25 protein-coding genes are annotated in these 22,442 nt (G+C 58.6%); 14 read left to right on the top strand and 11 right to left on the bottom strand.

Annotated elements, in window-relative coordinates; genetic code table 11:
• Position 1 precedes the first annotated feature (1 nt).
• The 5 genes from PHA81_RS15235 to PHA81_RS15215 are packed head-to-tail and all read left to right on the top strand — an operon-like array spanning position 2 to position 3,340.
• The gene (locus tag PHA81_RS15235) at positions 2-385 is read left to right on the top strand and encodes an urease subunit gamma (RefSeq protein ID WP_273837431.1); all 384 of its coding nucleotides are present in this window, start codon (positions 2-4) and stop codon (positions 383-385) included.
• Positions 382-1,005 carry an urease accessory protein UreG gene (gene ureG, locus PHA81_RS15230; protein WP_273837430.1) on the top strand — a complete coding sequence of 208 codons (624 nt, stop codon included), beginning with the start codon at positions 382-384 and terminating at the stop codon, positions 1,003-1,005. The genes PHA81_RS15235 and ureG overlap by 4 nt, the downstream gene beginning before the upstream one ends.
• Positions 1,006-2,001, top strand: a complete 996-nt coding sequence (locus tag PHA81_RS15225) for an urease accessory protein UreD (protein ID WP_273837429.1) — start codon at positions 1,006-1,008, stop codon at positions 1,999-2,001. It abuts the gene before it with no gap.
• Entirely contained in the window at positions 2,001-2,654 is a 654-nt protein-coding gene (locus PHA81_RS15220; protein WP_273837428.1) for an urease accessory protein UreE, read from the top strand. Before PHA81_RS15225 ends, PHA81_RS15220 begins: the two co-directional genes overlap by 1 nt.
• On the top strand, positions 2,651-3,340 hold the full coding sequence (locus PHA81_RS15215; RefSeq protein WP_273837427.1) for an urease accessory UreF family protein: 690 nt from the start codon (positions 2,651-2,653) through the stop codon (positions 3,338-3,340). Before PHA81_RS15220 ends, PHA81_RS15215 begins: the two co-directional genes overlap by 4 nt.
• A 350-nt stretch (positions 3,341-3,690) precedes the next feature.
• On the opposite strand, the gene PHA81_RS15210 is transcribed toward PHA81_RS15215, so the two are convergent.
• Entirely contained in the window at positions 3,691-4,563 is an 873-nt protein-coding gene (locus PHA81_RS15210) for an NAD+ synthase (protein ID WP_273837426.1), read from the bottom strand.
• Between the two features lie 646 nt (positions 4,564-5,209).
• The gene (locus PHA81_RS15205; protein ID WP_273837425.1) at positions 5,210-5,497 is read right to left on the bottom strand and encodes a hypothetical protein; all 288 of its coding nucleotides are present in this window, start codon (positions 5,495-5,497) and stop codon (positions 5,210-5,212) included.
• 338 nt (positions 5,498-5,835) lie between these two features.
• Here PHA81_RS15205 and PHA81_RS15200 point away from each other — a divergent pair, with 338 nt between their 5' ends.
• A complete protein-coding gene (locus tag PHA81_RS15200; RefSeq protein ID WP_273837424.1) occupies positions 5,836-7,797 on the top strand; it encodes an archaea-specific SMC-related protein in 1,962 nt (653 codons plus the stop codon).
• Between the two features lie 127 nt (positions 7,798-7,924).
• On the top strand, positions 7,925-8,503 hold the full coding sequence (locus PHA81_RS15195; RefSeq protein ID WP_273837423.1) for a TATA-box-binding protein: 579 nt from the start codon (positions 7,925-7,927) through the stop codon (positions 8,501-8,503).
• A 43-nt stretch (positions 8,504-8,546) separates the two neighbouring features.
• Here the strand turns inward: PHA81_RS15195 and PHA81_RS15190 are convergent, their stop codons facing one another.
• Positions 8,547-8,834, bottom strand: coding sequence for a hypothetical protein (locus PHA81_RS15190; RefSeq protein ID WP_273837422.1), 288 nt, complete (start codon positions 8,832-8,834; stop codon positions 8,547-8,549).
• Positions 8,835-9,058: 224 nt separating this feature from the next.
• On the opposite strand from PHA81_RS15190, the gene PHA81_RS15185 reads away from it, so the two are divergent.
• The 7 genes from PHA81_RS15185 to dgoD all read left to right on the top strand — a co-directional run bounded on the left by PHA81_RS15185 (position 9,059) and on the right by dgoD (position 13,595).
• Positions 9,059-9,226, top strand: a complete 168-nt coding sequence (locus PHA81_RS15185) for a DUF1931 domain-containing protein (RefSeq protein ID WP_273837421.1) — start codon at positions 9,059-9,061, stop codon at positions 9,224-9,226.
• Between the two features lie 357 nt (positions 9,227-9,583).
• Positions 9,584-10,420 carry a DUF5821 family protein gene (locus tag PHA81_RS15180; RefSeq protein WP_273837420.1) on the top strand — a complete coding sequence of 279 codons (837 nt, stop codon included), beginning with the start codon at positions 9,584-9,586 and terminating at the stop codon, positions 10,418-10,420.
• A gap of 72 nt (positions 10,421-10,492) precedes the next feature.
• The gene (locus tag PHA81_RS15175; RefSeq protein WP_273837419.1) at positions 10,493-10,774 is read left to right on the top strand and encodes a PadR family transcriptional regulator; all 282 of its coding nucleotides are present in this window, start codon (positions 10,493-10,495) and stop codon (positions 10,772-10,774) included.
• A gap of 102 nt (positions 10,775-10,876) precedes the next feature.
• Positions 10,877-11,359 carry a TRAM domain-containing protein gene (locus PHA81_RS15170; RefSeq protein WP_273837418.1) on the top strand — a complete coding sequence of 161 codons (483 nt, stop codon included), beginning with the start codon at positions 10,877-10,879 and terminating at the stop codon, positions 11,357-11,359.
• A 72-nt stretch (positions 11,360-11,431) separates the two neighbouring features.
• On the top strand, positions 11,432-11,890 hold the full coding sequence (locus tag PHA81_RS15165) for a universal stress protein (RefSeq protein WP_273837454.1): 459 nt from the start codon (positions 11,432-11,434) through the stop codon (positions 11,888-11,890).
• 147 nt (positions 11,891-12,037) lie between these two features.
• Positions 12,038-12,313 (top strand): SDR family oxidoreductase, encoded by a 276-nt coding sequence (locus tag PHA81_RS15160; protein WP_273837417.1) that lies wholly within the window; start codon positions 12,038-12,040, stop codon positions 12,311-12,313.
• A 130-nt stretch (positions 12,314-12,443) separates the two neighbouring features.
• Positions 12,444-13,595 carry a galactonate dehydratase gene (gene dgoD / locus PHA81_RS15155; RefSeq protein ID WP_273837416.1) on the top strand — a complete coding sequence of 384 codons (1,152 nt, stop codon included), beginning with the start codon at positions 12,444-12,446 and terminating at the stop codon, positions 13,593-13,595.
• A 117-nt stretch (positions 13,596-13,712) separates the two neighbouring features.
• On the opposite strand, the gene PHA81_RS15150 is transcribed toward dgoD, so the two are convergent.
• The 8 genes from PHA81_RS15150 to PHA81_RS15115 all read right to left on the bottom strand — a co-directional run bounded on the left by PHA81_RS15150 (position 13,713) and on the right by PHA81_RS15115 (position 22,438).
• Positions 13,713-14,759: a lactonase family protein gene (locus PHA81_RS15150; protein WP_273837415.1), complete on the bottom strand. Its 1,047-nt coding sequence runs from the start codon at positions 14,757-14,759 to the stop codon at positions 13,713-13,715.
• A gap of 7 nt (positions 14,760-14,766) precedes the next feature.
• The gene (locus tag PHA81_RS15145; protein ID WP_273837413.1) at positions 14,767-15,651 is read right to left on the bottom strand and encodes an NAD(P)-dependent oxidoreductase; all 885 of its coding nucleotides are present in this window, start codon (positions 15,649-15,651) and stop codon (positions 14,767-14,769) included.
• Positions 15,648-16,646, bottom strand: coding sequence for a mannonate dehydratase (locus tag PHA81_RS15140; RefSeq protein WP_337958938.1), 999 nt, complete (start codon positions 16,644-16,646; stop codon positions 15,648-15,650). The genes PHA81_RS15145 and PHA81_RS15140 overlap by 4 nt, the downstream gene beginning before the upstream one ends.
• Complete coding sequence (locus PHA81_RS15135) at positions 16,639-17,913, bottom strand: AGE family epimerase/isomerase (protein WP_273837412.1); 1,275 nt, start codon at positions 17,911-17,913, stop codon at positions 16,639-16,641. The genes PHA81_RS15140 and PHA81_RS15135 overlap by 8 nt, the downstream gene beginning before the upstream one ends.
• Before the next feature lie 3 nt (positions 17,914-17,916).
• Positions 17,917-19,095: a sn-glycerol-3-phosphate ABC transporter ATP-binding protein UgpC gene (gene ugpC, locus PHA81_RS15130; RefSeq protein ID WP_273837411.1), complete on the bottom strand. Its 1,179-nt coding sequence runs from the start codon at positions 19,093-19,095 to the stop codon at positions 17,917-17,919.
• A gap of 85 nt (positions 19,096-19,180) precedes the next feature.
• Positions 19,181-20,056, bottom strand: coding sequence for a carbohydrate ABC transporter permease (locus PHA81_RS15125; protein WP_273837410.1), 876 nt, complete (start codon positions 20,054-20,056; stop codon positions 19,181-19,183).
• On the bottom strand, positions 20,056-20,988 hold the full coding sequence (locus PHA81_RS15120) for a sugar ABC transporter permease (RefSeq protein ID WP_337958939.1): 933 nt from the start codon (positions 20,986-20,988) through the stop codon (positions 20,056-20,058). The genes PHA81_RS15125 and PHA81_RS15120 overlap by 1 nt, the downstream gene beginning before the upstream one ends.
• 31 nt (positions 20,989-21,019) lie before the next feature.
• Entirely contained in the window at positions 21,020-22,438 is a 1,419-nt protein-coding gene (locus PHA81_RS15115) for an extracellular solute-binding protein (protein ID WP_273837408.1), read from the bottom strand.
• Between the last annotated feature and the right edge of the window lie 4 nt (positions 22,439-22,442).

Raw genomic sequence — 22,442 nt, 5'->3', positions numbered from 1 at the left:
GATGAACCTCGTCCCGAAAGAACAGGAACGCCTCACGGTGTTCATGGCCGCCGAACTCGCGCGCCGCCGGAAGGAGCGCGGCGTCGCGCTGAACCACCCCGAAGTCGTTGCGTACGTCTCGGACTGGGTGTTCGAGCGCGCACGCGACGGCTGGAGCGTCGCGGAGATCCGCACCGAAGCTGCCCAACTGCTCTCGACGGCGGACGTGATGGAGGGCGTCCCGGAGATGGTCGATACGATTCAGGTCGAGCCGGTCTTCCCCGACGGCACGAAACTCGTCACGGTCCACGACCCGATCCGTACCCCGGATGCAGGCGACGTGGAAAGCGACGGTGAAGGCATGGAAACGGCGGACCGAGCCGACCCCATGGAGGCCGACTCGTGAGCCTTACTCACCGCGACGTAGCGACGGTCGGGATCGGCGGTCCCGTCGGCTCCGGAAAGACCGCGCTGGTCACCGAACTCGTGCCACGGCTCGCCGAGCGCGACCTCGACGTGGGCGTGATCGCCAACGACATCCTAACCCAGGAGGACGCCGACGCGCTCCGCGAGCGATTTTCGGGGCTGATTCCACCGGATCTGGTCGCTGGCGTCGAGACTGGAGCCTGCCCCCACACCGGCATCCGCGAGGACCCTTCGATGAACCTCACGCAGATCGATTCCTTCCTCGCCGACCATCCCGACCTTGATCTCGTCCTCATCGAAAGCGGCGGTGACAACCTCGCGGCGACGTTCAATCCGGAACTCGCCGACTACTCGCTGTACGTGATCTCGGTCGCCGAGGGAGAGGACATCCCGCGAAAGCGCGGACCGGGAGTTGTGGAGTGTGATCTGCTCGTGATCAACAAGACCGATCTCGCACCCCACGTCGACGTGGATCTCGACGCGCTTTCGCGGGATGCAGCCGAGGTTCGGGAGGGACCCTTCGCGCTCACCAACTGTCGGGCGGGCGAGGGGATCGATCCCGTTCTCGATCACCTCTCCGAGGGAGTGCTGTTCGCGTAGATGGCCGCCGACGTCCCGCATCCGGCCTTCGAGGGGTACGCCACGGAGACGATCCCGCAGGCATCCGTCGGCGCACCGGGTAAGGACGGACAGCTCGAACTCGCCTTCGCCACGGACGAGGCGGGCCGAACGCAGTTGGCTCGGGACTTCGCACGAGCCCCGTTTCACGTCGGCCGGACGCTCGATCATGATCCTCATCCTGACGCCGCAACGGTCTACATCCAGTCGCCCACGGGGGGCGTCGCGCAGGGCGATCGCCGCTCGGTCGAGGTCTCGGCCGGCGAGGGGGCGATCGCACACGTCTCGACCGCGAGCCGAACGAAGGTACTCTCGATGGAGCGCAACTACGCAGCCGCCGCAGTCTCGCTCGACGTCGCTGCGGGGGGCTATCTCGAGTACCTGCCAGAACCGACGATCCTCAACGCCGACGCGCGCTACCAGCAGGACGTGACGCTTCGCGTCCCGTCGGGGGCGACGGCAATCCTCGGCGACGTCGTCGTTCCGGGCCGACTCGCCCGCGAGGAGCGCTTCGAGTTCGAGCGGTACGTCTCGCGGCTCCGAGTCCGTGACGGCGACGGGTTGCTGGTCGCCGATACGACCGATTTCCACCCAACCGCGGACGACCGGGACGCTCCCGGCGTTCTCAACGAGTTCGCGGTGTACGGCAGTCTGTACGTCCTCACGCCGAGTATGGAGACCGATCGCGCGCGTGAGTCTGGAGCCGATCACGGGTGCGTGGCGGACGCCGAAGCCACGACCACCGCCACCAGTGCCGACGAGCAGCCGAGTTCGGCGACCCTGAGCGACGCACTTCACGAGTGCGTGACAGGGAGCGACGTTCGTGCCGGCGCGACGACGCTTCCGAACGATGCGGGCGTTCTCGTTCGCGCGCTCGGTCACCGCGCCGACTCGGTCACCGACGCGCTCGACGCGGCGTGGGATCGTGCGCGGACCGACCTGCTCGGGGCTCCGGCACCCGACCGGCGGAAATACTGATGCTGGTCGCCGACACCTACCTCGGATCGGTCGAGGAGGCGGCGCTCGCCGAGCGCGTCGAGCGGGAGGAACACGCGACGGTCACGCTCGACGACACCGAGCGCCGGCGCTCGCGTGTTCGGACGAGCACCGACGACGGGACCGATCTCGGGATCGTCATCGGCCGAGAACTCGGTGACGGCGACGTGCTCGACGCCGATGGCTCGTTGATAGTCGTCGCACTCGACACTGTTCCCGCGATGGTGCTCGATTTCGCTGCTGCGGGCGGTGACACGGCAACCGTCACGGCGGCGGTCGCACTTGGTCACGCGGTCGGCAACCGCCACTGGTCGCTCGCCGTCAAGGGGAACGAGGCCTACCTTTCCATTGCCGACGACCGTAACCGAATGGAAGCGGCGGTCCGGCCACTGTTGCCCGGTGGGACGACCATCGGGTATCGAGAGGTTTCGCCGACGCTGTTCGACGAAGCGGGCACTCACGACCACACACACGATAGCGACGATCACGGACGGACCGGAAACGGTCACGCCCATGGTGGAGACGGCCACACTCACGGCGGCGACGGCCAGCACCACTCGCACGTCACGGGCGGGACGACACATAGTGCTGACAACACCACCGACAGCAGGAATATCGAGAGCGACGACGAATGAGCGACGCAGCCACGCTTGCTGGATTGCGGCTCGCGGACTCGTTTCTTCCCATCGGCACCGACAGTCTCTCGTACGGTATCGAACAGTTCGTCGCCGATGATGCCATCACCGACACTGACGACCTACGCGCGTTGCTGGAGAGCTATCTCCGGGAACAGTTCGGGCCAAGCGATCTCGTGGCGCTCCGGGCTGCACACGCCGGGGCGAGCGAGAACGATCCGGAAACGATAGCGGCGGCCGACCGTCAACTCAGTGCCGTTACGCTCGCCGCCGAGTTCCGCGAGAGTTCGACGCTTGCTGGCGAGCGGCTGCTTGCGCTCCAGTCGGGCCTGCACGGCGACGGTCTGCTCGAGGAGTACGCTGCGCTCGTGGAGACTGGAGACGTTCCCGGCAACCATACGGTCGTCCTCGGTTTCGTGACGGAACGCGAGGGCGTGCCAGTTCGTGATGCCTGTCTGCTTGCGTGTCATGGTTTCGTCACGGGACTGCTCGGGGCGGCACAGCGCTTGCTTCGACTGGGCCACACAGATGTCCAACGAGTGCTCGACGATTTGCGTCCGGTAATGAGCGCGGCAGTCGAAGATAGCGCCGACAGCACGCTCGAGGGGATGTCACCCTTCGCGCCGCTGGTCGAGATCAGATCCGCCGAACACGAGCGCGCCGACCGACGTCTCTTCAGGAGCTGAGGCGAGTTTAGAGTCGTTTCCAGATCGACTGAAGGCAGGCAAATGGATTGCTCATGCACGACTGGACTCGAAAATCAAAACCGAAGCCTAAATTCCGCAGGTAGCTTTGGTATCTGCGAGATGAAGACCGAGGTCTAGGTGATAGCTGACGAAAATCTCGAATAACAACGAATACTGATGAGCTGCATGCGGTTTTCGAAAAAGCTGACTTTCGCTCTTTCTGGCCGATGCGTACGTGACACTGCTCGAACTCGGCTCGGTATTGCAAGCCGAAAGAGATGGATGCTAACTGCCTATTATATCTGACACGAGTCAAGAAATCATTCAAATCCGAATGAGTAATGAAGAGATCAGGTGGATACGCTGGATTCTCGATCTTTGAGTTCAAGTGTCGAGGCCATGGAACGTTTGTGCCGGTTATCGTAATACCGTTTGACAATATCCTCGACGAACTGTTGGGGGACATCCACCTCGTCGGTAATAGTCGCGACACTCGCATCCTCATCGACGAACGATCGGAGGATCGGATCGAGTACATCGTATGATGCACCGAGATCAGCTTTGTCAGTCTGGCCGGTCCACAGGCCCGCAGTTGGCTCTTTGTGGACGATTCGCTGTGGAAGCCCAATGAAATCCGCGAGGGCGTGAACCTCAGTCTTGTAGAACTCACCCAGTGGATACAGATCCGCTGCACCATCTCCGTGTTTTGTGAAGTATCCAAGCAGTAGCTCCGATCGATTGCTCGTCCCAAGCACGCGTCGATTGCCAGCATTCGATGCGTAGTACGCGCACATCATCCGCATTCGCGCCATCACGTTCCCGATTGACCCTCGATCGCCGGCGGGATCGAGCGCAGGCGCGATGTGGTCCTCGAAGAGATCGAGGAGGGGCCGAATCGAAACCGAGTGATACTCGACGCCAAGACCTTCTGCGATCGTCTGTACGTCGGTAGTGTGTTCATCGTCCGTCTTTTTACAGGGGAGCGAGAGCGCCATCACGTTTTCACTGCCGATTGCTTCGACTGCTAATGCTGCAGTCAGCGTCGAGTCGATCCCCCCACTCATCGCGACTACCGCGGTATCCTCGACGTTGTCCCGGATGAATGTGACCACCTCGGAACGAATCGCTTGCAATTCAGCAGGGGATGTCAAAAACCCATTTTTCTGCCCGAGATAACTTTGACTGACACTGTTTTCTTCTCCGCTCTCTTTTACCCGGTTCATGTCTTTATCGCCACGATACCTGGCTAGATAGCTGTGTTTATACGACTTTTGATTTAATTATTTGTATTTTATCCTCTATCGCTGTGATATGCTACAGGAATCAGCCAGGATTCTCAGATCTTGCTCTTATAGAAAACGTACGTGGCGGGAATCGGTCGCCAAAAGTAGTATATCAAGACCTCTGCCATCCCTATAGACCTACTGCTTGGGTTGCCCGCTTTCTGATGAATCACCAGCGATTGACCTCCAATCCACGTCCAATCTGACCGTATGGTAATAAGTCACAACTAGCCGAAAGAACTAATATATTAGGCGCAATTAGGTGCTGTTGAGGTAATCAAGACTAAAATGGAGGTGTTCAGACAAGATTCTCGGACATAATACACGAGCGTAAACCTGCATGTGGGGTTAGAGTTGGCCCCAAGGCTGTCACTACTGTCCTGGAACTTGGTGAATGCTTGGCAAATCAACTCATTCCAGTGGGAGTGAGAGTGGGCTCCTGCTTACCATCATCTGTCATGGAATCCATGGTGGACTCCTGGTTGATCAACTCTGTCTGGGTGTTTTCTCTAACACCCAGACTGATTTCTATAGTGTGTAACGGCTCAAGGTGGCTGTTTAGTAGAGTACGAGTGCGAGATAGTTGTCAGTGCTGTTTGCTACTGGATTCACTCTGCTGGTCGGCTTCTTCGAACGCGCCGGTCATTTGATCGGCGAGTTCGCCGGCTTCGATATGCGAGTAGTGTCCGCGAACGACTTCTTCGGAGTTGTCAAGAGCTCGGGCGGCGGTTGCATGTTCTGAAGTCCGAACGAGAACCTCACCAGCACCGCGTCGAGCGCCGTGGGGCATCAGATAGTCGTGGCCGTCACCGAGTTCGATATCTGCTTGGTCACACAGTTGCTTGAGCACGTGTCGCTCGGCATCGGTCGTCATTGAGGGTGGTACGATATCGAATTCGAAACAGAGCTCGATCTGTGAGTGATCCGCGTGCGTCTATTCGATCTCGGTTTTAGTGTACCCGCGGGGCGGTTAGCCCATCGGTCAAACACTCCAAGAGAGTTGGGCGATGAAACGAGGGGGAACACCGGCCAGTTTTTCGTTTGGCGCGTCGAAAATTTTCTCGTACATCTGTAGCGGATGTATTGTCTATAGAATACTCGTCCTTATAATTACGAGTAAATCTCCATCAACTCTGTTACTGATTTGTGGCCTCAGATAGTTCCCAAACGACAAGACCTTAGATAGAACACCCGCTATTCTCGTATATCCCAATGAGTCAATCACAAGCTACCGAGAAACACGCCGAGCTTGCCGTTGAGAATATCGGTGGCATCGACACCACCGAGATCGCGTTCTCTCCGGGCGTGACATCACTCACCGGCCGGAACGCCACCAATCGAACCTCACTATTACAAGCGTTGATGGCGACACTCGGCTCCGAGGCCGTCTCGCTCAAGGGCGACGCCGACCACGGTGAGGTCGCCCTGACTCTCGATGGCGATACATACACCCGGACGCTCGAACGCCGGAACGGTACGGTAGTCTTCGACGGCGATCCCTATCTCGAAGACATTGAAGCCGCCGAACTGTTTGGGTTCCTGCTCGAATCCAACGAAGCCCGCCAGGCAGTCGCGAGCGACGACGACCTCCGCGAGGTGATCATGCGGCCCGTCGACACCACCGCGATCAACGCCGAGATCGAACAGCTCGAAGCCGAAAAACGCCAGCTTGACGACGAACTCGACCGGTTGGAGTCGCTCGACTCGCGACTGCCCGAACTCGAAGCCGAGAAAACACGCCTCGAAGACCGTATCGAGGACAAACGCGCCGAACTCGACGACAAGGAAGCCGAGATTGAGGATGCGGATAAGACCGTCGACGACACCAGAGAGCAGCAGAACGCTTTCGAGGATGCTCTCGACAAGCTTCAGGAAGTACGCTCGGATCTGGAGGACGTTCGCTACCGCATCGAGACCGAGCGCGAGAGTATCCAGGCGCTCGAAGACGAACACGACGAGCTTGAGGAGACACTGGAGGACCTTCCCGAGACGCCCGCAGGCGATCTCGAGGAGGTCAACACCGAAATCGATCGACTCCGCGACCACAAGCAGTCGCTCGAATCCACGATCAACCAGCTCCAGCGCATCCTCCAGTTCAACGAGGACCTCCTCGACGGCGACAACCCTGAGCTCCACGCTGCACTTCAGGATCGCGAGGCTGGGGCTGCAGGGATCGAGGACGAGGCGCTCACCGATCAGCTGGTGGAGGACACCACGGTGTGTTGGACTTGTGGGAGCGAGGTCGAGCGCGACGCGATCGACGATACCCTTGAGAGTCTTCGAGAACTCCGCCGCGAACACTCCTCGAAACGCAACGAGATCGACGCCGAGCTTGACGAGCTGACCGACCGACGCGACGACCTCCGTGGCGATCGTGACCGGCGCGAGCGCGTCGACCGCAAACTCGACGAGATCGAGCGCGAAATCAGTGACCGTCAACAGCAGGTCGAGGAACTAACTGACGAACAGGGAGCTCTTGAAGACGAAATCAACGAGCGTGAGCATCGGGTCGAAGAGCTCGAAGGGCAAGAACAGAGCGAACTGCTCGACCACCACAAAGAGGCCAACCAGCTTGAGTTCGAACTCGGCCGGCTCGAAAGCGACCTCGAGGACGTCCGCGAGGAGATCGCTACGGTCGAGGACGACCTCGACGAACGTGACCAGCTGTCCGAACGTCGCGAAGAGCTTCAAACTGAACTGGCGGATCTCCGCACCCGGATCGAACAGCTCGAATCCGAGGCGGTCGAAGAATTCAATGACCACATGGAGACCATCCTCGGGGTGCTCGACTATGCGAATATCGAGCGGATCTGGATCGAGCGGACCGAGCAAACAGTGCGGGAAGGTCGCCGAAAGGTCGAGCGCGGCGTGTTCGATCTCCACGTGATTCGGAGCACCCAAGACGGAACGACCTACGAGGACTCGATCGCTCATCTCTCAGAAAGCGAGCGTGAAGTCACCGGTCTCGTCTTCGCGCTTGCAGGCTACTTGGTTCACGACCTCCACGAGTCGCTGCCGTTCATCGTGATCGACTCGCTCGAAGCGCTCGACTCCGATCGAATCGCGGCGCTGGTCGAGTACTTCGAAGAGTACGCTGCGTATCTCGTGGTAGCTCTCCTTCCCGAGGATGCCGCCGCACTCAGCGACGAGTTCCAGCGTGTGACGGAAATCTGAGTTTCAGCGACTGCCTTTGCTGTATTCGCACCGCTGTTCAGCTCTCGGAATTGAGAAGATGGTCGTCATCTCCACAAATTCTTCAACGGAAAGACTATCTCGATGATAATTGACCTTCCAATCATCGATGACCGAACAGCGCGAACCCCCTGATCCACGTGAGACGATCGAACTCCAGAATGTGGTTGCTTCGACGGGCATCGAGCAGGAGCTCGATCTTCAGACTGTAGCGATGGATCTTCGTGGAGCGGACTACGACCCAGAGACCTCTCCAGGGGTGGTCTATCGAACTGAGGAGCCTCACGTCACGACGCTGCTGTTCCGCTCAGGGAAGTTGGTCTCGACGGGTGCGAGTAGCGTTGGAGACGTCAATACTGCCCTCGAAAGAGTCTTCGACGACCTCCGGGAACTCGGTATTGCGATCGCTGATGAGCCGGAGATCACCGTCCAGAATATGGTGGCGAGCGCGGATCTCGGCCAGCAGTTGAATCTGAACGCGATTACGATCGGTCTGGGACTGGAGAACGTCGAGTACGAACCCGAGCAGTTTCCAGGGCTGGTCTATCGTCTTGACGACCCGCCGGTGGTCGTTCTGTTATTCGGGAGTGGAAAAGCCATCGTCACGGGTGGTACCACGCGCGAGGTAATCGGTCGTGCAGTCGAGGCGGTTGAGTTACAGCTCGTCGATCTCGGCTTGATCGAATAGGACGACAAGCCCTTTTACCTAGGCTGAACTGTTTGCAGACAAGTCACTCGTCGTTTTCCTGTTCATCGTCGTCGTGGTACTGTTGATCGAACTCATCGGGGTCGGTGAAGCGGATCTGTTCGTTGACGTGGTAGATCTCGCCGCGATTGTACAGTAGGTCGAGGACATGTTCGATGTCGCCGTCGGTCAACTCTTCGTCGGTATCTTCGAGCGCCGCCCAGGCGGCGTCGGGGGAGATTTCTCGACGTCCGTCGTCAGTCTCGGGTGCGGCCTCGCGAAGGACATCGTAGGCTTCGACGGCGTAGGAGGGAAGAGGACGCCGTTCGATCATGTATCGCCCTGCGTATCGAAGACGTAAAACTATTCAGACACTCAGCAGACGCGCTCACTCGATGGGGCCGGTTCGACAGCCCCGAGTACTCGCTTCCGAAGATGGCCGTGGACAGCGTGACTACCAATTCCTGATTCATACGCCCCCAACTCACCACCCGCCACAACACTTTATCTCCTCACCTCGAAAAGGAATAAGTACGAGTCGGTAGGAATAACTGAAGCATGGCTGACCTCATCGTTCAAGCGGCAGTCAAAGACCAGCTCACAGACCACAACGTATCGTCGGACTTCTACGACGCCCTTGACAGCGAGGTGAAAGATCTGCTCGCCGATGCCGCTCAGCGTGCCGAAGACAACGATCGCAAGACCGTCCAGTCCCGAGATCTGTAACCCGATCGACCATAATGCGACGCCTTCCCGCTTCGAGTGGGGGTTACGATCCAGCAGATCGTTCCCTGACATTCATTAGAGGAGCGGCGACCCTGCTCTCGGATGAGTTCGGACTGTGTGATGTGTGAGGAACGGTTTCCCGTCCCGACAGAGTAGATACTAATAGCCTCGCTGCGAATCATATCGTCTTCGCTACTGGTCACAATCACTCTATCTTGCCCTTAGTGCTATCCGTGTAGTACGGCTCTCAGCCGTAGTCGGTTGTACTGCGCTTTGAGCAGCCTCTCTACCGTGTACCACTGATTTCGATAGCAAGATAGCCAAAATGTAAATAGTGGTTGGTCTCGAATCGTCTCCATGGCGAGTGCTTCGCAGGTCGCGCCGACGGTGGCTGAGGTGTATCGCGCGAGCTTCGCGGATGTGCCCGCATCGAGCGAGATATACGTAGCTGGCCTCGGTGAGGACTCGATTGCGGGATTTATCGAAGTGTTAGCCGATCTCGACGACCCACCCACGGCTCGGCTGCTCGCACGGGAATCCCATCTGAAATGGCTGCGTCGAGATTTCCAGCTCGCGAGTACCGCTGCGGATCTGGTGGCTGACGAGACGGTATCACTTCGCGTCACCGAGGACAAGTTCGAGAGCGGGCTAGTGGTGGGCGAGGACTCAGTAATTTCGATCGTCCAGACCGACGATCAGGTTGCGGGTCTCAGGACTGACGACGCCGAGTTCATCGCGGCGATGCGCGAGCGATGCGACGAATCGTGGGAGGATGCTACCCCGTTCGACTTGCGGACACCAGCGCGATCGCGGGTCTACGAGACGCTCGCCGATACGTTCGGCTCCGAAGTCGAAGCCGATTTCCGCGCGATGCTTGGGGCCGTCGAGACGACTCGGGGCGATGGCAACGCTCTCGACGAGGTGGACCTGACGCTGCTCGCAGCCGCAGCCCACCAAATTCAGCTCTATGAGATATCGAGGTGGGGCGAGAATACGGGCGTCGCAAGTAAAGCGACGTTTTCGCGGGCGAAAAGCCGACTCGAAGACCAGGGACTACTCACGACCGAGAAAGTGCCGATCGACGTGGGTCGGCCACGGCTACGTCTGCAGCTTGGCGACGACCAACTGCGCGGTGTTGAGGCGAGTGATCTTCCTACTGCTGCCCAAGAAGTGCTCGACTCAGCCCCGGCCTAATCGGATCGGTTGATCGAAGCTGGATTTCCGCGGGCCGACATATTTTACCGTGAGAATAACCATATCGAGGATATGTACGATCTGACTGGGTTCCAGCGTGACCTCCTCTACGCTATCGCAGGCCAGGACGACCCCCATGGGTTGGCGGTCAAAGAAGAACTCGAAGAGTACTACGAGACCGAGATCCACCACGGCCGGCTCTACCCAAACCTCGATGAGTTGGTCGAGAAAGGACTGATCGACAAAGGTCAGCGCGATCGCCGGACCAACTTCTACGAGATCACACAGCGTGGTCGGCGTGAAATCGAGGCTCGTCGTGAGTGGGAAGACCAATACGTCTCTATTGGGGCCTGAGACCCCACTGATTCACGCCCATGTTCATGAATCCAGGTTTGCTCCACGTCACCGACACAGAAAGGCCTACCAGTCATCACCAATTCGTGACGAGGTAGTGTAATGGTCGAAATCTCCGATCGGCTAAGGTGCCTGTTCAGCACGACTGTCGAGCAGTGCGGTGACTCGTACGAATTCACGATTCCACGCGAGGAACTCATCCACGGCGAGATAGACGCCGGCGAGACATATCGTGTGGTTGTCTTACCACAGGCCGGCTCACATTCGCAAGCGACAGCGGATGACGACCAACAATCGGAGAGAGATCCCACCGAAGACAGTGAGCGCCCACCGCCAGTTGAGGAGGGCGACGTCCGCGAGGTGACGATCGAAACGATCGGTGACCAGGGCGATGGAATCGCGAAACTTGATCAGGGATACGTGGTGATCGTCCCCGACACTCGACCCGACGACGTGGTGACCGTCGAGATCACCCAAGCCCGTGAGAACGTGGCGTTCGCACAGGTTCGCGATGAAGCCGACTCAAACGAGTCAGCTGATTCCGACGATTCAATCGGGGATGAGACACTTGGAGAGGGAGAGTGAGTGGTCTCGTGAATCGGCAGAGTCCAGAACTATAGCCCGACGTATTATATGGAGATAGTCGGAAGTGTGGCCATGGCATTAGAGACTGTCCTCTTAGCGGTCGGGCCAGGTGACGCTGATCGAATCGATCGACTGGCTGAAGAGACGATTGACATCGCTGGGCCGTCGGACGCAACCGTCGTGCTTGGTCATATTTTTACTGACGAGGAATATGCCGAATCCCTCGATCGACTTGGGTTCGACACGACGAGTGGAGACGTCTCACCGGACGATGTAGCGAGCCGACACGCTACCATCCGTGAACTCATCAGCCAGCTTGATGAAGCCAGCGTCGACCATGCTGTCGGCGGTGCGGTCGGCAGCCACGGGGACAGCATCGTAGGCTTGGCTGAAGAAGCCGATGCGGATCTTGTTATCGTTGGCGGCCGGCAGCGTTCGCCCACCGGTAAGGCAGTCTTCGGCTCTACTGCTCAGGAAGTGATGCTTTCTGCACCTTGTCCCGTGACATTCGTGCGTGCTGATACATCGTGACCGTTTCTGTAGACTCGGTTATTCGTCGATAGGGGTCGGGAACCATGAACCCGAGTCGAATCGTTGGTGAGAACACCAAAACTGTCTGGACTGTAGTCATTCGTACGTGTCCGGGCGAGATCGGATGTCCGGCATGCCCGCTGGCGGTTGATCAGGCTTGCGCTTGAACTCGGCCGCGAGGGAATCCGGGTCAACGCTGTCGTACCGGGATGGGCGAAAACTCGGATGATAGAGGACTTCAACGACGTTGTGAATGAACAGATCCTCGACAATAACCCGCTTGGGAGATTCACCGATCCCGCTGACGTCGCCAACGCCGTTACGTTCCTCGCATCACCCGCGAGCGACTATATCAACGGTCACGGACTTCGGGCCGACGGTGGTCAGGTTCCAATCGATAGCTGGCGACTTGACGATCGCTGATTGAGTAACCTCCGATGGTGGTCAATTGAACGAACATATCTTCTATTTTATTTTGAAGCATTGCTATAGCGCCAGGAATATTGACAATTCTTGACCGTGGATTGAAGTAGTCGTTGAGGTTGCCTAGAATATGCGTGTTACAGACTACGAACTGTTCGCTGTTCCACCGCGGTGGCTCCTTCTCAAACTAGAAACGAGCGACGGCCTCGTAGGCTGGGGAGAGCCGATCATCCAAGGACGACTCGAAACCGTCAAAACGGCTGTCGACGAACTCGTCGGGGCATATCTCCTTGGAGAAGATCCGTTAGAGACCGAACGCCACTGGCGGACGATGTACCAAGGCGGATACTATCGGGGTGGACCGGTCCTGATGAGTGCGCTGGCCGGTATCGATCAAGCGCTGTGGGACATCAAGGGTAAACACTACGGCGCGCCGATTCACGAGTTGCTCGGCAGCCACGTCCGTGACCGAGTCATGGTCCATCAGTGGGTCGGCGGCGAAGACAGAGAAGAAATCTCAAAAGAAGCAATCAATCGCCGCAATCAAGGATATCGGGCGATCAAAATGAATGCGTCCTCCGAGTTCCGTGCAATTGAACCGCCAGGGACGGTCGAACAGGCACGGAAACGAGTCGTGACGGTTCGCGATGCCATCGGAGAGGACCTCTATCTCGGTGTGGATTTCCACGGGCGTATCTCCAAACCGATGGCTCGCCATCTCATTGAAGCACTAGAACCGTATGGTCTGATGTTCGTCGACCAGCCGGTCTTGCCGGAACACTCTGAATTTCTCGCATCACTCACCGAACAAACGAGCGTTCCGATAGCGACCGGCGAGCGGTTCTATTCTCGATACGATTTTAAGCCGCTGCTCACCGACGACGCAGTCACGGTTATCCAACCAGACGTGACACACGTCGGTGGGATCACCGAATTACGCAAAATTGCGACGATGGCCGACGCGTTCGACGTAGCCATGATTCCGCACTGTCCGTTGAGCCCCATCGCCTTTGCAGCAAATCTACAGGTCGTCTTCTGTTCGCACAACGCTATCATGCAGGAACAAGACCTGTCGCTCCATGATCCTGCGGAGAGCGTCGGGCTTCAGTATCTTGAGGACCCCCAGACGTTCAAATTCGCCGATGGCTACGTCGAACGCCCTACTGACCCTGGATTGGGAATCAATGTCGACGAAGATTACGTTCGCGAACAGTCTCGTGCGGATGTGAAATGGTATAATCCGGTATGGCGTCACGAGGACGGCAGCATCGCAGAGTGGTAATTGATTTTAGCAAGGCCAATATTTGAATGGTGGGCATCGCAACTCCTCAAATTCCCGCCATTACCACACCTACTTGTGGATTTTCGAAAACGAAACTCAAATGTCAAGATAGTTTCTCTAACAGAACTGTAGACAGGTTGGGGCATTCATGTTCATCCGAGAACCCTGCTTTCGGAGTTCACCAGTTCTGATATCGCATTCAAATGTCACTAAATCGTTACTACGCTGGTGACAGACAAATATCTGATTGCCGTCCGGATGGATTGCAAAGTCCCGGGGCCACTGTCCAGTGGTCGGCGTTACCGCTTTCCGCGTTACTTGGCGAGGTGACCCCCGACATTCGAACGTTGCGATGGAATCGTGTCCTCGATTCGAGACGAACACGTAATTGCCAGAGGGATGGACGTGCACACCAGCGGCGGTGGTATCGGAGACATCAACACCATTCGGGAGCGTAGAGTAAGTATCCCTAATCTTTGGTTGCCGAAGAGTGTCGAAATCGACGACTGAGAGCGTCGCATCAAGTTCGTTCACCAGATATCCGACGGACGCGTTCGGATGCATGGCGAAGTGTCGTGGGCCGGCACCCGGTCGGCAATTAATCGTTGCGTCTGGAACCAGACGAAGACACCTCTCGGTTCGATCCAGTTCGTAGACGACGACCTGGTCGGCACCCAGGTCTGGAACGTAGACAGTCGAATTCGTCACAAACCAAGCAGAGTGTGGATGAGCTGATGACTGTCGGTCCTCGTTCGGGCCCGAGCCTTCGTGATCTCGCAAATCTATCGGCCCGTTGAGGGATCCGTCTGTTCCCACAGATAGGAGTGCGACGGAGCCACCTACGTAGTGAGAGACAATTGCGTACTCGCCGCAAGGGTCGATGGCGATATGGCAGGGGCCGTCGTCGCCTGTCTCCGTCTCATCGAGATAATTGAACCGACCGTTCGTCGGATTAATGCGATAGCTGACTGCCGAGCCGTCTTCGCGCTCGTTCACAGCAATAAAGACCGATTCGGACGGATGGATATCGAGGAAAGAAGGGTCCACTTCATTCGCCACATCATGTCGCTCGATCGATCTCGAGTCGACACTGTACGACGTAAGCCCGTCGCCATCCTCTTCGGTGTACGACCCGATAACGAAGAGAGAACGCTCGTCAGTCATAGGACAACTAGAGGTCCCGCCATGACTGCCGCGGCTCCCACCCAAGCAACTCCTCGGCTTTCGAGAGGTCGACGATTGCCTCGTGGCCTGACCGCGGCTCCAGTATGTCTGCTTCCGAGTAGAACTCTGCTACAAGATCAGGTGTAGACGCGTCGGCAGTGGTGTCACCCGCGACCGCCCAGAACGGTTCATGACCATCGAAATCAGCCTCTACGGCTTTTTGGGCAATGGATACCGCATCCTCCATCGCGAGGTACGAGAACAGTACCTCACGACCGGTTGCCGGATGGACGTCATCAAGTGCTTCAAGCGAGCGGTCTGGTCCGAGGAGGTATTCACGCATCTCTTCATCGGTCATCACCCACGGGTACCGTAGGGAGGCGATCGTCATGTCCGTCGAGGGCCGACGGCCGAACCCGTCGGCGGTTACCTCCATAGCGTGCTTGGCAAGCCCATACGGATCGTCAGGTGTTCGCGGATGAGATTCGTCGAGCGGGACGTAGCGCACGTCGACGGGGCGCTCTTGATGTTCACTGCCCATAGCGTTGATACTGGAAGCTAGACAAACAGACTTCAAACCGAGCGCGTCTGCTGCCTCAAGGACGTGCGCGCCGGACATCACGTTACTCTCGTATACCCTGAAATCTGGGTTGCTGTACGGGTTGGGTATCGTCCCCATATGGATGACTGCGTCAGCATTTGTCTTCGCGAGCGCACCGTACGTTTCCCCGGCGTCAAGCAAGTCCGTCGTAACGTACATGTCCGATATCTCTTCGCGTTGTTTCCCTCGAGAGATGTTTACTGTCTCGTACTCGTTTTTATTTAAGTGTTCAAGAATCGCGGATCCGATCTTGCCGTTGCCGCCAGTCACCGCTATCGTGTTGAGTGTCATTTGTTCTGTGGACTGCATGGTTGTCGATTGCGGTCCTCCAGCAACCCCTTGATGTATCCTATTGCGAAGAGGCGTCCCATGTCGGTGTAGCCGGCCATGGCGTTCTCGCGGTCTGATTCACCAACCATACGCGGGACGTGGTCCGGTCGGATGGGGCCCTCGAAGCCCACATCACGGTAGGCCTCGATGGCGGCTCTCATGTCTGTAGGTCCCTCATCATGCCAAGTCTCGACGAACTCCCGCTCGTTACCCTCGACGTCACGGAAGTGGACAAAATGGATGCGGTCGCCGAATTCGCGAATCGCCTCGATGGTGTTACATTCCATCGCGGAAAAGTTCCCCTGACAGAAGGTGACACCGTGATTCGGACTGTCGTACAAACCGAGAATTCGGCGATAGTCCCCGACAGACTGTACGATTCGTGGGACGCCACGTACTGGCGATGTCGGTGGATCGTCAGGATGGAGCGCAAGGTTCACGCCGTACTCCTCCGCAACCGGGACAACCGCGTCGAGAAAGTACTCCAAATTCTCCCACAGTTCGTCCTCGGTGATGCTGGCCACCTCGTGGTCGGAGGCGCGCTCCATCCAGTCATGGTTGTAACCGATCCGCTGTGAGCCACCACGTCCGGGTAGTGAATCTGATGTCCGGATCACGCCGAGTGGGTTCTCGGTCCATACCCAGCAGTAGGTGTCAATTCCCAGTCGACCCATATTCTCGATCAGTGTTTTGACCGTCTCGATCTCCGTGTCGCGCCCTGCTTCGCCAAGAACCGTCTTTTCCATCGGTGGGCGGTCCTCAACGACTTCGAGCGAGAGGCCGTGATCTTCGAACCGCGTGACAGTGCGCTGGAGCGTGTCGTACTCCCACCAATTTTCGACGCCCCAGAAGCGAACGACGGCTGTGTCGATGCCGAGCTGCTTGGCGATGGTCCACCGCCGATCCGGCTTCGGCGGGAGCATTACAGTTGGGTCCATGTCGTATTGGTCAGTCATCTGCATTCGTGGTTGTAAGCGGTCGGTCGTCGGGCTGTACATCCCGTGTGGAGCGCCAGCACTCGTAGAATGCACTCGCAGGGTGGTAGTCAGGCTCGATCCCTGGCGGATCAGGGGCAACGAAGTCGCCGCCATCGTCGGCCGCGAGCCGCTTCTCGTACCAGAGCCCGGCGGGCCCGCGGTAACGGTCTATAGACGCGAGGAATTGGCAGTTCAGCTTCCGGAGCCGATCGGCCGCGTCGGTGTCGTCGTTCGCGGTGGCTCGCTCGATGAGCGCTGCGGAGGCACCGATAGCCTCCGCCAGCGCCCAGCCATACTGATCGGGAACGATGGGCGTCCCATCCTCCTCGTGGGTGTAAATGAAGCCCTTCTCTCTCCAACCGTTATCGACGGCGGCTTCGAACAGCGCCAGCGCGCGGGCATACCACCCGCCTTCGGGCGCGTACACGTCATCGTCAGTATCGACCATGGTCACGTCGTCGTACCGATCGAGCAGCGCAAGGAACCTCGCCCACTCGACGTGGTGGCCAGGCTGGTACCCCGGCGGGCGGAACTGGTGGCGGGGCTCGTCCTCGTTGTACCCGAAGTCGTGTTCCCAATCGTCGGTGTAGTGCTCCCACAGCAACCCGTTAGTCTCCGCGGCAAGGTCAACCGTGACCGTATGCGCGATATGGCGTGCGCGATCGAGGTACTCCGTTTTCTCCGTGGCCTCGTAGGCAGCGAGGTACGCCTCGCAGGCGTGCATATTCGCGTTCTGGCCGCGATACGCCTCCTGTTCGGTCCAGTCCGAGGCACAGTCGCTCCGTAGCATCCCAGCGTCGTCGCGGAGTCGGTTCTCGATCAGTTCGTGGATCGCCGCGAGCCCGTCCTCGGCGCCGTCGATCCCGGCCTCGGTGGCACGTGCGTACGCAAGGAGGACGAAGGCATGCCCGTACACCGAGCGGGTTTTATCGAGGGGCGTTCCGTCGGCATCCACAAGCAAGTGATAGCTGTCCCCGCCGTCACGGTGTCCCTCTTCAAGGAATGCCAGTCCGTGTTCGGCAGCGTCGAGACACCAGTCCGAGCCGTCGACGATCGCACCGACTGCGAAGTTCGAAATCGACCGACACGTTGCGACGAGGTGTCGGCGGTGGTCCGTGTACGGCTCCCCGGATGTTGGGTGCAACAGCCGAAAGCCCTGTTCTGCGAGGGTGTCCGGGTACTGTACCCGGAGCGTCGCGAGCAGTCGAGCGCGATGTGCGGTTGCGTGGCGGTTACTCTCCTTCATACGCTATAATTGGCTCGAGCTCGCACCGGCGTTCTGTGATTGCTCGGTAGGTGCGGCCTCGATCTCACTGTCGAGTTTGCGCTGATGGAGCGTCTCGCCGGTCGCACGATCGAAGAGGTGTGCATCCGTCGACGGAATGTGGGCGTATAGCGTCTGGCCTTCGGTGATCAGCTGCTGTCCGTCGACTTCGACGACGAACGTGTCGTCGTGGTCCTGTCCTTCGGCCCGACAGTATGCGTACGAGATGCTCCCCATCGGTTCGACCACGTCGACGGCGACCTCGAAGCTGTTCCGATCGACAGACTCGTCGTGCAGTTCGATGTCCTCGGGACGGATACCGAGATCCAGCTCGCCGTGACTGCCGGCGCTCTCTTGCATCCGTTCCGAAAGGTCGTATCCGAATCCGTCACACTGTAACATACCAGCTCGTGCGGTTCCGCTGAAGAAATTCATCGAGGGCGATCCGATGAATCCAGCAACGAACCGATTGACTGGCCGGTAGAAACACTCGAGCGGTGTGCCGACCTGCTGGAGATCGCCCTCGTTGAGGACGACCAATCGATCGCCCATCGTCATCGCTTCCGTCTGGTCGTGCGTGACGTAGAGTGTGGTGACCCCGAGGTCGTTCTGGAGTCGGTTGATCTCGGTCCGCATCTCAGTTCGGAGTTTCGCGTCCAGGTTCGATAGCGGTTCGTCCATCAAGAAGACGTTGGGGTCACGGACAATCGCACGACCGAGCGCAACGCGTTGCTGCTGCCCACCCGAGAGTTCCCCGGGCGTGTTATCCAGCAGGTTGGCGATGCCCATCATCTCGGCCGTGGAAGTCACTTTTGTCTCGATCTCTTCGTCGGACATCTCCGTCGACATCTTCAATCCAAACGACATGTTCTCCTCGACGGTCATGTTCGGGTACAGCGCATAGTTCTGGAACACCATCGCAATGTCCCGTGCACGTGGCCCGAGCTGATTGACGACCGTGTCGCCGATCTCGATGTCGCCTTCCGTCTGGGTTTCGAGTCCCGCGACGATCCGCATGAGCGTCGACTTCCCGCTTCCTGACGGACCCACGAAGACGACGAACTCACCGTCATCAATCTCGAGGGACACGTCGTCGACTGCGACGATCGAGTTATTCCCTTCTCCGAATCGTTTCGTAACGCCGTCTATCGTGATATTCGCCATTATCGTTCCTCCGTTGTGCAGCTGTCCGTCCCCGCTGCACGGGTGCGGTTTGCGAGTGATGCGCGTCGGTTGTGAGCTGTCGTTTTCATTCTTTGATCACCACGCCGAAGCTGAGTCCAGCGGCAAGGTACTTGTTGACCGCAACGAGGAAGATGGCGACCGGGATGATCATCGACATCGAAGCGGCCGCGAGCATTCCCCACTCGATCGAGCGCGATCCGATGAACGAGTAGACGAACAGCGTCACCGGCACTGCCTCGAAGCTCGTCAGCACGAGGCCGAACAGCAGCTCGATCCACGCGAAGATGAAGCTGATAATCGCGACCGAGAAGATTCCGGGTTTCGCTGCCGGGAGGACGACCTTCCGGAACCCTTGGAACCGAGTCGCGCCGTCCACTCGTGCGGCCTCTTCCAGCGTCTCGGGGATACCGTCGAAGAACGCCTTCATCACCCAGACCACTAACGAGAGGTTGATGCTGACGTACATCAGCACCATCCCTATCCGGGTGTCGAACAGGTTGAGCTCCCGGAAAACGATGAAGAAGGGGAGCACGACGGCGATGGGGGGGAGCATCCGTGAGGAGAGGATCCACACGAGCACGTCCCGTTCCATCGGGATGTCGTATCGTGAGAGGACGTACGCCGCCGGCACGCCGATCAACAACACCAGTACGACCGACACCGACACCATAATCAGGCTATTGGCGAACGCCGCCAGGAACTCCGAGCTCTGGGCGAGCTGGATGTAGTTGTACACCGTCGGCAGAAAAATCCAGTCCGGCGGAAGCGAGTTCGCTTGCCCCGGCGGTTTCAGCGACATCGACGCGAGCCAATACAGCGGGAACAGGACGATACCCGACCACGTCAGCAGGACGGCGTGTCGAACGACCGTGACGAACGTCTCGCGCGTGTTCTTGGCGAGGCGCTGCGAGGAGCCGGGCTCGATATCCGTCGTCGCCATCAGTCCCACACCCCCTCGAAGCCGACTTTCGCGATGATGATGTTACACAACGCGACGACCATAACGAGATAGACGAGCGCGATGGCAGCTGCGACGGTAATTTGGTTGTTGATGAACATCTGCTCGTAGATGTTGATACTCACCAACTGGGTGGCCGTGCCCGGCCCACCCTGCGTGAGCCCGTAGACCACACCGAACGTCCGGAAGAGGTCGATCATCCGGATGAGAGCCGCGACGAACACGACCGGCTTCATATACGGAATGATGACGTGGACGTAGCGTCGCCACAACGGCGCGCCATCGACCCGCGACGCCTCTACAAGCGTGTCGGGCACCGACGACAGCCCGGCGTAGAAGATAATGAACATAAACGGCGTCCAGTTCCACGTGTCGAGCAAAATCACGGTGAAGAGCGGAATATTCGAGAGAAACCCTGGGGACGAAAACGGCGTCACCATCTCGATCAGGTACGGAATGATACCGATCTCGGAGTTCAACATAATCCGGCCAATCGTCGCCATCGACACGGGCGCGACTGCCATCGGAATAATGAAAAGAATCCGATAGAACGACTTCGCTCGACTGGACTCGACGCCGGCGACGAACGCTGCCAAGACGAACCCGAGGACGCTCTCCAGGAGCAACGCGCTGACGACGACGGCAATCGTGATGACGAACGAGTGGATAGCACCGCCTCGGGCAAACGCCGTCTCGAAGTTGCTTAGCCCGACGAACTCGGCCGCGAAGACGTTCGTCGTCGCCTCCCCGATCAGGCTAAGATAGAGGTTGTAGGCACCGGGGAAGAAGGTGATCAGTATCATCACCAGCACCATCGGTGCAATAAACCAGTACGGTAGGTACTCGTTCCACAGATTGTGGAGTCTGGCCAATCCCCGCTCGCGAGCCGTGTCGGTTTTCGTTTCAGTTGGAATGCTCATAGGTGGGAAGCTCTGAATGATTACCTCAGCCGCTGTAGGTGCCCTCGGCGACCTGTGCTGCCCGAGTCATCGCTGCTTTCGCCGATTTCTGTCCGGCGATAGCCCGCTGTAGTTCTTCGGAGTAGCGCTGGCCCCACTCGGGGTACTTGCGGTCGAAGGGATCCGGTGCCGCTTCCTGCAGGGATTCGAGCGTGACCTGTGCGAACTCGTCGCCGACTCGCGAACGGAACTCGTCGTTCTCCCAGACGGACTGACGGACCGAGAACGCGGCGTCGTTGTTCAGATGCATCCAGGTGTTGGTCGGCTTCGAGGTCGCCCAGAGCATGAACAGGAACCCCTGTTCGGAGTTCTTCGCGTTCTTCGACGTGGATATCTGCCAGTTGTACGCGTTCGGTGCGAACTGGCCGTCGGCCGGCTTCGGCACCTTCGCGATGCCGACACTGTCGGCGACCGACGAGTCCGAGCCGGTCAGCCCGGGCCAGAACAGGTTGGCGTCGGCGACGATGTGCCCGGCGCGGCCTTCCTGCATCGTCGAGAGAACATCGGACCACGCCTGAGTAGACGCACCTTCCGGACCGTAGTTCTGCAGTAGATTGACGTACCACTCTGCAGCGTTACTCGTCGCCTCCGTATCGAGGCCGGAATCGTCCGGGAACTCGGTCCAGAGTTCGGCTCCGTGCTCACGCAGGAACGTGTTCAGGACGTAGATGTTCATCCCGTACCCCTTCTGGCCGCGGCCGACGGTACCGACGATGTTGGACTCGTTCTCGTGGATCGTCTTCGCGTTCTGGCGGAACTGTTCGAGGGTCTCCGCGACTTCCAGCCCGTGTTTCTCGTAGAGGTCCGTTCGGTAGAACTGCGTCTGAACCTCGACGGTGATCGGGAGACCGGTCCATTTCTCGGTAAACCCACCGCCGTGGGCTTGCCACCGCGAGGACTCGAAAATATCGCCCGGCTGGTACCAGTTCTTGTCGTACAGACTGCTGTCCTCGAAGTACGGGTCGAGGGGCTGGAGCCATCCTTCGTTGCGATACTGGTTAACGACCTGATCCATGAAGAACACGTCGAACTGTCCGGCACCGGTGCTGACGTCGGTTTGTCGCTTCGTCCGGAACTGGTTCTCCGGCAGGATGTTCCAGACGACATCGATCCCGGTGAGTTCCTCGAAGACGGGGACTGCGGGTTTGATAGCATCGACCCACGGATGCTGGACGGCCCCGATGTTGATCTGTGAGCCCTCGAACTGCGTCCAGTCGATGTCGGCGTCCTCGTAGTCGCTGTGCGGAATCGCGAGTCCGCCGTCTGACGAGTTAGTTGATTCGGAATCGGTACCGTCAGAACCCCCCGTGTCGCTGCCGCCGCGGGTACAGCCCGCGAGACCGGCGAGGAGGCCAGTACTGGTCGCTTTCAGGAATGTCCGTCGGTTGTGTGATTTGTCTGCCATTGTT

This window comes from Halococcus sp. PRR34 (genome assembly GCF_028617175.1).
Taxonomy (GTDB): Archaea; Halobacteriota; Halobacteria; order Halobacteriales; family Halococcaceae; genus Halococcus; species Halococcus salifodinae.
The sequence above is the reverse complement of the archived record's forward strand: the minus strand, read 5'-3'. Positions and strand labels throughout refer to the sequence as shown.

Coding starts and splice junctions, on each gene's coding strand:
- PHA81_RS15200 (WP_273837424.1), top strand. CDS start 5,836: ATGAGTCAATCACAAGCTACCGAGAAACACGCCGAGCTTGCCGTTGAG.
- PHA81_RS15140 (WP_337958938.1), bottom strand. CDS start 16,646: ATGACTGACCAATACGACATGGACCCAACTGTAATGCTCCCGCCGAAG.
- PHA81_RS15115 (WP_273837408.1), bottom strand. CDS start 22,438: ATGGCAGACAAATCACACAACCGACGGACATTCCTGAAAGCGACCAGT.
- PHA81_RS15195 (WP_273837423.1), top strand. CDS start 7,925: ATGACCGAACAGCGCGAACCCCCTGATCCACGTGAGACGATCGAACTC.
- PHA81_RS15150 (WP_273837415.1), bottom strand. CDS start 14,759: ATGACTGACGAGCGTTCTCTCTTCGTTATCGGGTCGTACACCGAAGAG.
- PHA81_RS15135 (WP_273837412.1), bottom strand. CDS start 17,913: ATGAAGGAGAGTAACCGCCACGCAACCGCACATCGCGCTCGACTGCTC.
- PHA81_RS15165 (WP_273837454.1), top strand. CDS start 11,432: ATGGCATTAGAGACTGTCCTCTTAGCGGTCGGGCCAGGTGACGCTGAT.
- PHA81_RS15175 (WP_273837419.1), top strand. CDS start 10,493: ATGTACGATCTGACTGGGTTCCAGCGTGACCTCCTCTACGCTATCGCA.
- PHA81_RS15170 (WP_273837418.1), top strand. CDS start 10,877: ATGGTCGAAATCTCCGATCGGCTAAGGTGCCTGTTCAGCACGACTGTC.
- dgoD (WP_273837416.1), top strand. CDS start 12,444: ATGCGTGTTACAGACTACGAACTGTTCGCTGTTCCACCGCGGTGGCTC.
- PHA81_RS15210 (WP_273837426.1), bottom strand. CDS start 4,563: ATGAACCGGGTAAAAGAGAGCGGAGAAGAAAACAGTGTCAGTCAAAGT.
- PHA81_RS15185 (WP_273837421.1), top strand. CDS start 9,059: ATGGCTGACCTCATCGTTCAAGCGGCAGTCAAAGACCAGCTCACAGAC.
- PHA81_RS15225 (WP_273837429.1), top strand. CDS start 1,006: ATGGCCGCCGACGTCCCGCATCCGGCCTTCGAGGGGTACGCCACGGAG.
- PHA81_RS15205 (WP_273837425.1), bottom strand. CDS start 5,497: ATGACGACCGATGCCGAGCGACACGTGCTCAAGCAACTGTGTGACCAA.
- PHA81_RS15215 (WP_273837427.1), top strand. CDS start 2,651: ATGAGCGACGCAGCCACGCTTGCTGGATTGCGGCTCGCGGACTCGTTT.
- ugpC (WP_273837411.1), bottom strand. CDS start 19,095: ATGGCGAATATCACGATAGACGGCGTTACGAAACGATTCGGAGAAGGG.
- PHA81_RS15190 (WP_273837422.1), bottom strand. CDS start 8,834: ATGATCGAACGGCGTCCTCTTCCCTCCTACGCCGTCGAAGCCTACGAT.
- PHA81_RS15180 (WP_273837420.1), top strand. CDS start 9,584: ATGGCGAGTGCTTCGCAGGTCGCGCCGACGGTGGCTGAGGTGTATCGC.
- PHA81_RS15235 (WP_273837431.1), top strand. CDS start 2: ATGAACCTCGTCCCGAAAGAACAGGAACGCCTCACGGTGTTCATGGCC.
- PHA81_RS15145 (WP_273837413.1), bottom strand. CDS start 15,651: ATGACACTCAACACGATAGCGGTGACTGGCGGCAACGGCAAGATCGGA.
- PHA81_RS15125 (WP_273837410.1), bottom strand. CDS start 20,056: ATGGCGACGACGGATATCGAGCCCGGCTCCTCGCAGCGCCTCGCCAAG.
- PHA81_RS15220 (WP_273837428.1), top strand. CDS start 2,001: ATGCTGGTCGCCGACACCTACCTCGGATCGGTCGAGGAGGCGGCGCTC.